Source organism: [Bacillus] selenitireducens MLS10 (genome assembly GCF_000093085.1).
GTDB classification, from domain to species: domain Bacteria; phylum Bacillota; class Bacilli; order Bacillales; family Salisediminibacteriaceae; genus Salisediminibacterium; species Salisediminibacterium selenitireducens.
The window spans coordinates 3,047,726-3,061,424 of sequence record NC_014219.1 but is presented as its reverse complement, the minus strand read 5'-3'; the positions used below and the strand labels follow the sequence as shown (position 1 = coordinate 3,061,424).

General features: G+C 51.4%; 12 protein-coding genes. 5 read left to right on the top strand and 7 right to left on the bottom strand.

Translation table 11 applies throughout. The features are described from left to right. Positions 1-44: 44 nt before the first annotated feature. The 5 genes from xylA (at position 45) to BSEL_RS14350 (ending at position 5,224) form a co-directional block, all read left to right on the top strand. Complete coding sequence (gene xylA, locus BSEL_RS14370; RefSeq protein ID WP_013173730.1) at positions 45-1,358, top strand: xylose isomerase; 1,314 nt, start codon at positions 45-47, stop codon at positions 1,356-1,358. Between the two features lie 128 nt (positions 1,359-1,486). Continuing rightward, the gene (gene xylB, locus BSEL_RS14365; protein ID WP_013173729.1) at positions 1,487-2,983 is read left to right on the top strand and encodes a xylulokinase; all 1,497 of its coding nucleotides are present in this window, start codon (positions 1,487-1,489) and stop codon (positions 2,981-2,983) included. Between the two features lie 19 nt (positions 2,984-3,002). Beyond that, positions 3,003-3,971 carry an aldose epimerase family protein gene (locus tag BSEL_RS14360; RefSeq protein WP_013173728.1) on the top strand — a complete coding sequence of 323 codons (969 nt, stop codon included), beginning with the start codon at positions 3,003-3,005 and terminating at the stop codon, positions 3,969-3,971. A 17-nt stretch (positions 3,972-3,988) separates the two neighbouring features. Further along, on the top strand, positions 3,989-4,501 hold the full coding sequence (locus BSEL_RS14355) for a GNAT family N-acetyltransferase (protein WP_013173727.1): 513 nt from the start codon (positions 3,989-3,991) through the stop codon (positions 4,499-4,501). A 153-nt stretch (positions 4,502-4,654) separates the two neighbouring features. Continuing rightward, complete coding sequence (locus BSEL_RS14350) at positions 4,655-5,224, top strand: guanylate kinase (protein WP_013173726.1); 570 nt, start codon at positions 4,655-4,657, stop codon at positions 5,222-5,224. A 35-nt stretch (positions 5,225-5,259) separates the two neighbouring features. On the opposite strand, the gene BSEL_RS14345 is transcribed toward BSEL_RS14350, so the two are convergent. The 7 genes from BSEL_RS14345 to BSEL_RS14315 all read right to left on the bottom strand — a co-directional run bounded on the left by BSEL_RS14345 (position 5,260) and on the right by BSEL_RS14315 (position 13,569). Then, positions 5,260-6,261, bottom strand: a complete 1,002-nt coding sequence (locus BSEL_RS14345; protein ID WP_013173725.1) for a siderophore ABC transporter substrate-binding protein — start codon at positions 6,259-6,261, stop codon at positions 5,260-5,262. Between the two features lie 46 nt (positions 6,262-6,307). Beyond that, entirely contained in the window at positions 6,308-7,066 is a 759-nt protein-coding gene (locus tag BSEL_RS14340; RefSeq protein ID WP_013173724.1) for an iron ABC transporter ATP-binding protein, read from the bottom strand. After that, entirely contained in the window at positions 7,067-8,011 is a 945-nt protein-coding gene (locus BSEL_RS14335; RefSeq protein WP_013173723.1) for an iron chelate uptake ABC transporter family permease subunit, read from the bottom strand. Beyond that, positions 8,001-8,954 carry an ABC transporter permease gene (locus BSEL_RS14330; protein ID WP_013173722.1) on the bottom strand — a complete coding sequence of 318 codons (954 nt, stop codon included), beginning with the start codon at positions 8,952-8,954 and terminating at the stop codon, positions 8,001-8,003. The genes BSEL_RS14335 and BSEL_RS14330 overlap by 11 nt, the downstream gene beginning before the upstream one ends. Before the next feature lie 374 nt (positions 8,955-9,328). Next, the gene (locus BSEL_RS14325) at positions 9,329-10,141 is read right to left on the bottom strand and encodes an SDR family oxidoreductase (protein ID WP_013173721.1); all 813 of its coding nucleotides are present in this window, start codon (positions 10,139-10,141) and stop codon (positions 9,329-9,331) included. Between the two features lie 94 nt (positions 10,142-10,235). Then, on the bottom strand, positions 10,236-12,521 hold the full coding sequence (locus tag BSEL_RS14320) for a 1,2-alpha-glucosylglycerol phosphorylase (RefSeq protein WP_013173720.1): 2,286 nt from the start codon (positions 12,519-12,521) through the stop codon (positions 10,236-10,238). A 31-nt stretch (positions 12,522-12,552) separates the two neighbouring features. Beyond that, positions 12,553-13,569 carry a LacI family DNA-binding transcriptional regulator gene (locus BSEL_RS14315; RefSeq protein ID WP_013173719.1) on the bottom strand — a complete coding sequence of 339 codons (1,017 nt, stop codon included), beginning with the start codon at positions 13,567-13,569 and terminating at the stop codon, positions 12,553-12,555. Positions 13,570-13,699 lie beyond the last annotated feature (130 nt).

The window sequence follows — 13,699 nt, the reverse complement described above, 5'->3', positions numbered from 1 at the left end:
AGACTGGGTTTATCAAATACTTGTTTTATGGAGGGAATACACACATGAGCTATTTTGATCAGGTTTCAAAAGTAACGTACGAAGGCAGAGAATCGAACAATCCGTACGCGTTTAAATTTTATAATCCGGAAGAGAAAATCGGCGGCAAGACGATGGAAGATATCCTCCGTTACGGTGTTGCCTACTGGCACACTTTCACCGGAGACGGCAGTGATCCGTTCGGTGCAGGAACGGCGAAACGCCCTTGGGATCATCTCACCGGGATGGATCAGGCGAAAGCGAGAGTGGAGGCCGCATTTGAATTCTTTGAGAAAATCGATGCTCCGTTCTTCTGTTTCCACGACATCGACATCGCCCCTGAAGGCACTACGATGCGCGAGACGAATAAGAACCTTGATGAAATCACGGCGATGATCCAGTCTTACATGAAGACGAGCAAGACGAAGCTTCTCTGGAACACGGCGAATAACTTTACAAACCCGCGCTTTACTCACGGAGCCGGCACTTCAAGTCACGCGGATGTGTATGCGATTGCAGCGGCGAAGATCAAGAAAGGTCTTGAAATCGGAAAAGAGCTCGGTGCCGAGAACTACGTCTTTTGGGGTGGACGGGAAGGCTATGAAACCCTCCTGAACACGAATATGAAGCTTGAACTCGATAACCTGGCCCGCCTTTATCATATGGCGATCGATTACGCCAGGGAAATCGGCTTTGATGCCCAGTTCCTGATTGAGCCAAAGCCGAAAGAACCGACGACACACCAGTATGATTTCGATGTGGCGACGGCGACGTCATTCCTTTATCAGTACGGCCTTCAGGATCACTTTAAGTTTAACATTGAAGCGAATCATGCGACCCTTGCCGGTCATTCGTTTGAACATGAACTCCGTACCGCCCGCGAGTCCGGCATGCTCGGATCCGTCGACGCGAATCAGGGTGACCTTCTTCTCGGCTGGGATACCGATGAGTTCCCGACGGATCTGTACGCGACGACCCTCGCGATGTATGAGATTCTGAAGAACGGCGGACTCGGTCGCGGCGGACTGAACTTTGACGCGAAGGTCCGACGCGGTTCGTTTGAAACCGACGACCTCTTCCACGCGCATATTGCCGGCATGGATGCCTTTGCCGTAGGCCTTAAGGTCGCTCAGAAAATGATCGATGACAAGTTCTTTGAATCGATTGTCGACAAGCGCTATGAGACGTTCACAACCGGAATCGGTGAAAAAATCGTATCAGGGAAGACGAGCCTGAAAGAGCTTGAAGCCCATGCCCTCGATATCGACAACGTCGATCTTCAGTCCGGGCAGCTTGAGAAGATCAAAGCCCGCATGAATCAGTATCTCCTGTCCGTGTAAGATTTAATAGTAACCCCCTTTTGAACATGCGGATCCGTGTATACACTGTCCGCATGTTTTTCTGACAGATCAGGGCAATGAAAAGAAGACATGGTTATGCAAAATTTATAATAAGGAGCGTGGATCAGATGAACAGTGTTTTAGGTGTGGATTTAGGAACAAGCGCGGTCAAAGTGCTGCTTGTCGCAAAAGACGGTACGGTAAGAGACGAGGCGTCGGTGTCTTATCCAATTTATCACGACAGCCCCGGCTACAGTGAACAGGACCCGGATGATTGGGTGAACGCATCAAAAGAAGCAATCAAGACGGTGATGGACCGTCTTCCTGAAGGGGATACGGTTGAGGGGATCAGCTTTTCAGGTCAGATGCACGGCCTCGTGCTCCTCGATAACGAGCACCGTCCAATCAGACGGGCCATTCTCTGGAATGACACGAGAACGACGGCAGAGTGCCGGGAGATCGAAGCCAATGTGGGACTCGACCGTCTTCACGCCATTACGAAGAATCCAGCCCTTGAGGGCTTCACCCTCCCGAAACTGATGTGGGTCAAGAAGCATGAACCGTCGCATTTCAAAGAGGCGGCGGTGTTTGTCCTGCCGAAAGATTACGTCCGCCTGCAGCTCACAGGTGAGCTGCATATGGATTATTCAGATGCCGCAGGCACGCTTTTGTTGGATGTGGCCAAAAAAGAGTGGAGCACGGAAATGGCAGAGAAAAACGGGATACCGCTGTCACTTTTGCCTCCGCTGATTGCTTCTCATGGTCAGACGGGCACGGTCACCGAACAGACCGCAAAAGAAACCGGACTGCCCGTTACGTGCAGGGTCTTTGCCGGGGGTGCCGATAATGCCTGCGGGGCAATCGGATCCGGTATTCTCGAAGAGGGGGTCACCCTCTGTTCAACGGGAACGAGCGGGGTTGTCCTGTCCTATGAAGCGTCCGGTGACAAAGATTTCGCCGGCAGTGTGCATTATTTCAATCACGGGGCGCCGGATGTGTTTTATACCATGGGTGTGACACTTGCCGCCGGTTACAGCCTCAGCTGGTACAAGGACACATTCAGTCCGGATACGCCGTTTGGGGCACTGATTGAAGAAGCGGTCTCGTCTCCTGCAGGAGCGAAAGGACTATTGTTCACCCCGTATATTGTCGGGGAACGCACCCCGCATCCGGACAGTGAAATCCGCGGCACGTTCACAGGCATTCAGGCGAGCCATACCCGCGGTGATTTCACAAGAGCCGTGATCGAGGGCATTACCTTTTCACTGAATGAAACCGTTGAGACGTTCCGCGAGAAGGGCAAGGTCATCTCAAAGATCATCTCGATTGGCGGTGGGGCAAAGAGCGCGCTTTGGCTGCAAATTCAGGCAGACATTTTCGACGCGGAAGTGGTAACATTAAAGAGTGAACAAGGCCCGGGAATGGGAGCAGCCATGCTTGCCGCATACGGCGTCGGCTGGTTTGAGAATCTGAAGGACTGCGCGGCGGTGTTTGTGGACGAACAGGACCACTATCAACCGGTCGCAGAAAACCGGGCGCTCTACCGTGACCTGTTCACGCAGTATCAGCAGGTGTACGGGGCAACGAAGGCGATCAATCACAGCCTGAAACCTTTCCGCGCCTGAATAATCCGGAGGTGGTTCTATGCATGCATCAGACAACAGCGTAATCATTGAAAACAAGAGTGGAACGATGAAGATGCGGGTGATTCCGACAGGGGCCTGTGTCACGGATCTCTGGCTGACCGACGGCAACGGCAAAAAGCGAAACGTCGTCGTATCCTATGAAGATGAGGAACGGTATAAAACGAATCCGTACTATCTCGGTGCGGCTGTCGGGCGCTCAGCGGGCAGGCAGAAAGAAGGGATCATTACAATGCCGGACGGATCGGTGATCACGGTGCCGGCGAATGAAGGAAAGCATCATTTGCACGGCGGCGAAGCCGGTTTATCCAAGCAGGAATGGACGCTGCATCAGTCAGCTCCGGACAAAGTCGTCTGCACGATCCTGAGTCCGGACGGTGATGGCGGGTATCCAGGGGATGTAAGAGTGTCCGTGACGTATGAGGTGACCGATGAGAACCGCTGGATCATCAGCTATTCGGCCGAGTCTAGTGCCGATACACCGCTGAATCTCACGCAGCATACGTATTTCAATCTGTCCGGAGCGCCGCGGCCAGTGACAGACCACAGGCTCAGCATTGACGCCGATCGGGTGCTGTTTCTCGATGAGGAGGATATTCCGGAGCGGATTGTTCAGGTGGACGATGAACCGGATTTCGACTTTCGCTCAAAGAGAGACCTGTCGTTTTTACCGGAGGCCGCACATCCGCAGATGACGCAGGTTGGCGGGGGCGTGGATCATCCGTTCCTCCTCAATAAAGCCGTCACACCGGAGATTGTGCTTGAGTCTCCTGACCTTCGGCTTGAGGTCACGACCGATGACGAGGCCGTTGTCATTTATACGGGGAACAAATTTGACAGAGAAGAGTATGTGAAGTACCAGGGCATCTGCATCGAGACCCAGTACCGTCCGAATGCCCTTGGTGATGCGATCTTGCGAAAAGGCGATATCTATCAGAAAGAAACGGTCTTTCAGTTCAAAACCGTATAAACAGGAGGGAATGCAGCATGTCTGTGAAGATCAGAGAAACGGAACCTGAAGATGCAGGGATGCTGCTTGCCTACTTGAAGCAGGTCGGCTCGGAAACGGATCATCTCCTCATCGACGGAAACGGTGTGCCGATGACGGAGAATGAGGAAGCGACTTTTCTGTCGAGGATCAAGGCAGACCCCGGTGCGTGCATGCTTGCCGGTTTTCTGGGGGAAGAGCTGGTGGCGGTGGCGAGCTATCAGGCCTCGGACAATCAGCGGATCGCGCATCATGCCGAGCTTGCGGTATCGGTGAAGAAGGCCTGCTGGGGCAAGGGTGTCGGGAACGCGATGATCGAGGCTTTGATCAGTGAAGCGAAGGAGTCCGGTCAGATTCGGCATCTTCATCTGAAGGTAAAGGCCGATAATGAGCGGGCGATCAGCCTCTACAGGAAGCTCGGATTTGTGGAAACGGGCCGTTATCCTGACTTCTTTTTGATTAATGGCGTTTATGAGGACGCGCTTCTGATGCATCTTGCATTGTCTGTATGAGGTGACGTCCGCAGACGAATCCGGGCCTTTTAAATAAGAAGTTTTTTATGAAAATATCGCAAAATACAAGATTTATCATGCCTCCTCGCGTATAATGGTGAACGTGAGCTTTATATGCTCGGCTGAAAATCGTAATGGGGAGGATCAGATATTATGTATGATTTAAAAGATCAGGAGATGATTTTTGTCTTCACAGGTCCCGATGGTTCAGGGCGAAAGACAATTGCGAACCTCGTGGCTCAAAGCACACTTCAAATGAAAGGCGTTATCTCTTATACAACGAGACCAAAGCGTTCATATGAAGTGGAGGGAAGAGATTATTACTTCATCACCGATGACGAATTTCGTGCGGCCAAAGAGGAAGGGGAATTCCTTGAGAGCGTGCGGATCAACGGATATCAGTATGGCATTAAAGAAATGGAAGTCAAAAAACGTTTCCAGGAGAAGGGCTGTATTTATCTTGTATTAAATACCGAAGGAGCCCAGATTCTGAAGGACCTCTACGGCAGTAAAGTTGTGCGGCTGTTTATTTATGCAGACCGTCAAACGCTGAGAGAACGGCAGGTTGAGCGGGGAGATGCTTCTTCCGTCATCGCCAAACACCTGGCTCACTATGATGAGGACATGGCGTATAAAGCCAAATGTGAGCATGCATTCGAAAATTCTAAGCTCGATCACACCGCCTACGAAGTAACACAGGCTGTGGAATCCTACTTAAACTGAAACATTCCCGGTGGCCATTGGCCACCGGGATTTTCTCATTTCAGACCGTCTTTTACCTGATTGATCATTTCCGATACCGATGTCAGGCCACCGGCAGAGATATACCAGTATTCCGGATGAAGTTCGATAACCTGATCCTTTTGATAAGCGGTCGTGTTCATCACGAGATCATTGGCCAGGGTCTCCTGGGCGGTCTCGCCTTCCCCCGGTGCGACCACGGCACCGCGGTCCATGACAAAGATATAGTCCGGATTGGTCTCGAGCACATACTCGAAGGAAACATTCATTCCGTGATTCGCTTCATCGATGCCCGGATCCGCGGCGGGGATGCCGAAATCGTCATGGATAATACCGAATCGAGAGCCGGGTCCGTAGGCGCTCAGCTGACCTTCAGAGGTCATCAGAATCAGGGCCTGTTCTTCCATGCCGTCTGTTAATGCCTTGACGTCTTCAAGGGCCATCTGAATGTCCTGAAGCCGATCGCTGACGGTTTCCGTTTCGTTGAACACGTCACCGATCAGGCGGGCGTTTTCTTCAAAGCTGTTCATGTAATCCGACGTATCGACGGAGACAAACAGGGTCGGGGCAATCTCGGACAGATCATCATACGCATCAGCCGCACGGCCGGAAATAATGATCAGATCCGGATCCATGCCGTAAATCGCCTCAAAGTCCGGCTCGAAAAGTGTTCCGGCATCTTCAATGTCGTCGCCTTCAAGGGCATCGAGATACGACGGGATATTGCCCTGTGGCACACCGGTTGGCATCACGCCGATTTCAAGCATGATATCCGCGACACCGTAGTCAAAGACAACAACCGCTTCAGGGCGTTCCCCGATCACGGTTTCCCCGAGCTCGTGGGTGATAGTCATCGGGTAGGCGGATCCGGATTCTTCGTCGTTTTGGACGTTTTCTTCGTTTGATGTATTCGTTTCTTCACTGTTTCCGGCATCGGCAGCCTGTTCGTCATTGGCGCATCCCATCATGGTGATCGTCAGACCGCCGAGAATGGCTTTAAGCAATTTCGTTTGTTTCATTGTAAATCCCTCCAAAGGTTTGATGGTTTATGGTTGATGAGCAGTATTATGAAAAATAGACGCAGATTTGCTGGTTATTGATTTCCTGGACGTGAAAATCGAGATCATAGATTCGCTTTAGTATTCCGCTTTGAATCACATCGCATTTATAGCCTTCCTTCATCACTTCTCCGTCTTTCATCGCGACGATGTAATCCGAATAGCAGGAGGCAAAGTTGATGTCATGGATGACCATGACGACGGTTTTTCCCAGTTCGTCGACCATTTTCCGAAGAACCTTCATGATTTGCACCGAATGCTTCATATCGAGATTGTTCAGCGGTTCATCGAGGAGGATATAGTCCGTATCCTGGGCGAGGACCATGGCAATGAACGCACGCTGCCGCTGTCCGCCGCTCAGTTCATCGAGATACTGATCCTCAAGGTCTTCAAGTTCGAGATAATGAATGGCTTCGTCGACCTTCTGCCAGTCCTGATCGTTTAAATAGCCCTGTGAGTAGGGAAAGCGGCCGAAGGAGACGAGATCCCGGACGGAAAGCCGGACATTCATGAAGTTCGACTGCTTTAAAATGGCAACCTTTTTGGCGAAGTCCCGGTCTTTATAGGATGAGCTGGAGGTGCCGTCGATGGACACCTGACCGGCGTCAGAGGTGATGAGCCGGCTGACCATGGACAACAGCGTACTTTTCCCTGCTCCGTTTGGGCCGATGAAGGTGGTGATGGTCCCTTTTTGAATCGAAACGGATACGTCTTTCACGACTTCTTTGTTCCGGTAACGCTTGAAGAGATTCATTGCTTGCATCATTTACGTTCGCTCCTTTAGTAACAGGTATAGAAAATAAACGCCGCCGATGAAGTTGATAATGACACTGAGTGTCGTATTGAACGTGAAGACATGCTGCACGATCAGCTGGTCTAGCACGAGTGAAAGCACACCGACGAGCATACTCGCCGGCAGGAGAATCCGGTGCTCGAACGTCTGAAACATCTGATAGGTCACGTTGGCCACAAGCAGTCCGAGAAAGGTAATCGGTCCGACGAGAGCGGTGGCGAGGGAGATCAGGACAGCAACAAGGACCAACAGCCGTTTTACAACACGGTTATAGGATACGCCGAGATTCACGGCATGATCTTTCCCGAGTAAAAGGACGTCGAGGGTCTTCATTTCCTTTCGGATGGGCAGAAGCAGTACGAGAAACAGAACCGCCGACAGCCCGAGAAGATCCCGGTTGATATTGTTAAAGCTTGCAAACATCTGACCCTGAATCGCCTGGAACTCATTCGGGTCAATCATCACCTGCATGAAGGTCGTCAGGCTCGAAAAGAACGTACCGAGCACGAGGCCGATCAGAAGCAGAAAATACAGTTTGTTGCCTTCCCCTCTGAATAAGAGGCGGTAGAAGACGAAAGAAAAGGCGACCATGATCCCGGCAGACAGGCCAAAATTGACAGACGCCGTTGTCATGAAGACACTCATGGAACCAAAGGTGAAGATCATAAACGTCTGAATCAGCATATACAATGAATCGAGGCCGATGATGGACGGCGTCAGAATCTTATTGTTCGTAATCGTCTGGAAGATCACCGTTGCATAAGCAATGGCAGATCCGGTCAGGATCATGGCGAGAAGGGACCTTCCGCGTCTTGGCAGGATGTATTCCCAATGCCCGCCGGATGAAATCGTCATAAAGAGAACAGACAGCACCGTGACGGACACGATCAGAAGAATGAATTTTGTTTTAGTTCCCATAGTGAGCCCTCCTTATCAACAAAAACAGGAAGAGCCCGCTGCCGATGACGCCTACTGTAAGGCCGATGGGAATCTCATAGGGATAAATAATCAGCCGTCCGATCATGTCACAGATTAAGACGAAGATGGCACCCGCCATCGCGGTGACGGGTAATGTACGGCGAACGTGATCGCCCATGAAAATGGCTATGATATTCGGTACAACAAGACCGAGAAACGGAATCATCCCGACGGTTACGACAACGACGGACGTAATGACAGCGACTGTGATGAGACCCGTGTTCACGATGAACCCGTGATTCACTCCGAGATTCCGTGAGAAGTCTTCGCCCATGCCTGCGACGGTAAACCGGTTCGCGAAGAAATAGGCAAAGGCGACGAGGGGCGCGACGAGAAACAGAAGCTCATAGGAGCCGGTCATCATCGTGGCGAAGTTCCCCTGAAGCCAGGAGGTCATATTCTGAATCAGGTCATTGCTGTAGGCGATAAAGGTCGTGATCGATCCGATGATATTGCCAAACATTAACCCGACAAGGGGAATGAATATCGGATCTTTCTGTTTCACACGCTTCAGGATCTGCATAAACAGAAGCGTACCGATAATGGCAAAGGTCACGGCAACACCCATCTGAATCAAAGGTGAATGGCTGTTGAAGTAAAGGATGGCGACCAGGATCCCAAACCGGGCCGCATCCATCGTGCCTGCCGTTGTCGGTGAGACGAACTTGTTCTGTGTCAGCTGTTGCATGATTAATCCGCCGATGGCCATGCCTGCGCCAGCAAGAAGGATGCTGAGCATGCGGGGCACACGGCTGGTCCAGAAAATCTGGGCCTGTTGCTCGGACATGGTGAAAAGATCCGTAATGGACAGACTGCCAACCCCGATGAAAAGGGAGGTGAAAGCCAGTCCGATCAGGATCAGGGAAAGAAAAAGTGATCGCATGATGCTCCCCCAGATTGAAATGGTACCGCGCGGTGAAGATGATAATGATTCTCATATAGAATCGATTCTTACTAATTGATAATGAGATTCATTATCAATTAGACGTCTTGATATTCATACTATCATTTTAAAAATGAATTGCAAGTGGTTTTGAAACAAATATGTATAAAAACAAAAATGTTCAAAAAGTTGTCATAATGAAAGGTGCGATTCGAGGGACAAACCCTTTAATCGGTCCCAATGGGGCAAATGTCAATCAAACGTGCATGAAATCATCAATGATCGATATCCGAGTCAACGCGAAAAAAACCGGCCCGTTAGGGAGCCGGTTTTGTGTCATTCGGTTTCGATGGAGAATGGGAATCAAAAAAAACTCAATCGCGCCATCTGGCAAAGCCGCCTTCGGAATGGATCACCTGTCCGGTGATCCAGTGAGCTTCATCGGTGACGAGCCATGCGATGAGGCGTGCAGGGTCTTTGGGTTCTCCAAAACGCCCGAAAGGGAATTTGCGTCTGACTGTTTGCCAGTCCTCCTCAGAGAGGTATCCGGTGTCGACAGGACCCGGATTCACGGTATTGACGGTGATCCCTTGACGACTGAGCTGATCAGAGAGTGTGAGGGTGATGCCTGCGAGTGCCCCTTTCGACAGACTGTAGGCAACTTCACCAGGCATCGGTCCCATTCCCTGGCCCGATGTCATCATCACAACACGGCCGTTGCCGCTCTGACCGAAATGCCTGACGTAGTGTTGAATTAACAGCATCGTCGCCCGGGTATTGATCGCGTAATGCCTGTCGAGCATCTCTGCCGTGAGATCGCCAATGGCGCCGTCAGATCCGCTCAGGGCATGGTTCAGAATGATCCCGTCCACATGAACACCGAGGGACAGTATGGTGTCAAAGAAGCGATCAGGCTCTGAGGGATCCTGAAGGTCGCCGAATGAGTCATGCAGGGTTGCGTTTTCTGTCAAATAGCCCCGGATGTCTTTTTTTACAGCGTCAATGTCGTCTCCGCCCCAGGGCTGCTCTTCATCGTGGGTGCCATAGTGGTGCAGAATCACAGAGCCGCCCCAAGCGGCAATTTGCCTTGCAATTGCTGCCCCTATGCCAATCCTCCGGCTGACGCCGGTGATGATGTAGCGCCGGCCTTTCAGTGGGAGAGGATCCCGGTATATGTCATCTCTCATAAACAATCACCCCTTTGTCTCAGTATACCCCAAAAATGAAAGACCCGGTGAGGGAACCGGGTCTTTCAGGCACGAATTTATAGGGTCTTGCGGTTTAGCGGGACTTGGTGATGCGCTCGGAATCGAGGACAGATTTTTCGCCGAATATATGCAGCGTAAGCGGCTTGCGGTCCTCGCTTTTGTTTGTGATCGTGATCTGTTCTTTCGTTACGTCCACTTCCAGGGTCTGTCCTTTGACGATGGCTTTAAACGTGTAACCGTCCCATGCGTCAGGAAGACGGGGACTCAGGTGAATGTCATCACCGTGGACAGACAGACCGCCAAAGCCGTTGACGACCATCTGCCAGGAGGCGCCGTTTGCGGCGGTGTGGATGCCGCCGATGAACGTGCCGCCACTGACGGCCTCGTTCGTGTTTAACAGATCGATCATGACGGACTTGCGGAAATTGCGGTAGGCTTCTTCCACTTTGTCAATCTGAGCTGCGACGATGGCGTAGCTTGACGGACTGAGAGAAGAAAAGTGAAGCGTCCGCGGCTCGTAGAACTCATAGTTCAGTTCAACCGTCTTTCGGTCGTACAGATGCGGATGCAGGACGAACAGCTGAATGACATCCGCCTGTTTGATGCACTGCGTTCTGACGGTGACACCGTTTGGATAGCCGTAATACTCGTCTTCTTTGATGAGACGTTCGGTGACTTTTTTGGCCGGAATGATCGTTTCGAGATCGTAGTAGCCGTCAAACTGTTCAATGATGCCGTGCTTGTCCGGTTTTGGCACATACGTGTTGGCAAGCATGTCCCGCCAGAGACTGATCTCGTCGTCCGAGAGCCCGATCTTCTCTTTGACAGCGCTGAGCGTTTTCTCATCGAGGGTCTGAAGAAGCTCGTCCGCCGCCTGCAGAGTGAACATGGCCTGATGGTTCGTAAAGGCGTTGTTATCGACGTTCTCATGGTATTCATCAGGACCCTGAACCCGCATAAACTCATAGCGTCCGCGCATCGGCTTGTAGACGGCATGGGAAGCGAGGAAGCGGGCAATTTCAAAAATCATCTCGGCTCCGTAATCACGGATGAAGGCATCGTCCCCGGTCACCTGATGGTATTTCTTCACGGCATAGGCGATGTCTGGAGAAATATGAATCTGCCAGTCGTTGAAATGATTACGGATGTCACGGCCGCTTAAGACGTCTTTAAAGAAGAAGTCCGGACAGAGTTCATCACCGGTCTTGCCGCTGATCCATGCATAATAGGCACCTTCATAGCCAAGGCGCTTCGCCTTTCTCCTTGCGCCGTCGAGGGTGCGGTGACGGTACTTGAGAATGTTCCGGGCAATCTCCGGGTTACTGTAGAGATACATGGGCATATTATAGATTTCCTGATCCCAGAACGCTGCGCCCTGATAGGCCTGACAGCTGAGGCCGCGGGCTCCGATTGGCAGGCTCTTGTGAACAGGCGTCGCGATAATGGCATGATAAATGTTGAAGCGGAGTGCCACCTGATCGATGATATTGTTTTGGATCGTTACATCGTAATGCGACCAGAGGTTGTCCCATTCCAATCGATTTGCCGCTTTCTCCTCCTCATAGCTTTGCATATGTTTGGCTTCCAGGAGCGCTTCATCCTGCGGATTGTCCACGTCATTGGATGAATAAATAATCATGGCCTTCTCAAGGGTGACCGGTTTTCCGGCTTCCAGGCTTAATGAGAAGGTTCTCCCGGATCCGTCCGGGTTCTGATAGTCTTCCTCAGAGGCGTCCGCATCAAGGCTGCACGTTTCCACAACGGTAACCGTATCTTCATAGGAGACCGTTTTGGCCGTGACACCGTCACCTGTTGGATGCGAGAAGTAATGATGCCCCTGCAGATGATCCCCGTTAATGCTCCAGACGTCGTAGTCAATGCCTGTATCGAGCACAGCATCGGTATCCTGATCGCTCTCAACGGTGTATTTCATGAGTACGGCATGCTTTTTCCTGTAGCTCGCGAATTTCTCTTCATGAATGGTGATGGTGGCCCCGTTTTTCATCCTCTGGGAAACCTTGCGGGACGTGACGCCCTGCGAGAGGTCGAGTGTCCGCTCAAAGGATGCCGCCTCTTCAGACATGATGAAAGGTTCGCCGTCAACGTGAAGCAATGTCAAAAGGGCATTAGGCACGGTACTCAGCTCTTCCCATTTGCCGTCGGCTTTATCCCACGTATCGGTGACGATACAGGCGGCGTAGGCATCTTTCCCGTCCTCGGCAAACGTGCCCCGGTAACCCATAAAGCCGTTTCCGATCATAAAATTACTGCCTTCTGTGATGGCTTGCGCTGCCTCATAGCGGTTCTTGATAATGTCCCAGCCAGTGTTCGTCGTCAGATGTTCTCCAATTTCATGCATGGTATTGCCTCCTTCATGTAGTGTCGGTATTTTAAGATGATGCCACAACCGAATCCCGTTTGATGAGCGTCGGTTTGATCCGCACATGCTGAAAAGGCGGATTTTTGCCGGACATCTGTTCCAAAAGAAGCCTGCAGGCGGTTTCGACCATCGGTCTTACAGGCTGTTCAATCGTGGTGAGATGGGGTTTGAAATAGCTGCCGATCTCAATATTGTCGTAACCGACGACGGCGATCTCTTCAGGAACACGGACCCCCATATCCTTCATGGCCTCAATGGCTGCAAGGGCAATGATATCCGTCTGTGCGAACAGGCCGTCGATCTCCCGTTTTGCGATTGCAGGCGTCATTGAGACGGTCTCATAAGCCGCATGGAATGAGAGAGCTGTTTTGAGGACAACAGGATCCGGCGCCCGATGCGTCTTGAGTGCGTGCAAAAAACCGTCGGTCCGCTCCGTGTACTCGATGCTGACGCCGTCTTTGGCGGTGAGGGACATGAGCCGCCTCCGGTTATTTTCCAGGAGATGTTCCCCTGCAAGAAAGCCACCCGTATGATGATCTGTCTTGACGAGATACACTTCATCGGGGGTGAACTGTTCCGGTTCGTAGTGCAAGAAGACAACCGGCATCTGTTCAAACTTGAGAAACGCTGCATCCGATTTTGGAAGATCCTTGTCGATGATGATGAGCCCGTCGACATTCCTGCCTCGGGAGAGCTTTCTTACACGGCCGTTTTCAGCACCGCCGTACTCCATTTTGATCAGATACCCCTCATCCTGCAGGGCGCGGATCAGCTGATCGGTTAAAGATGCGAAAAAAAGCTCGCTCTTCATATCACCGAAGAAGGGAGGTGTGACAATGCCGATGACGTTACTGACCCGTCTGTTCAGAGAACGTGCGGCATGGTTCACTTCAAAATCCATTTCCGAAGCCAACTGGCGGATTTTTTCTTTCGTTCCTTCAGCGATGAGCGGTGAATCATTCAACGCCCTCGATACGGTGGAATGGCTGACGCCTGCAGCCCGGGCAATTTCTTTGATTGTCGCCAACGGATCACCTCCATTTATCTGCGATTACGGGTTTTGCACACGTGTGCAAAACGATTTATGTAAACGATATCATACGAAGAAAATGAAAGTCAAGCTCAAACGGTTACCCGATCCGGTGAAATGTATGCTA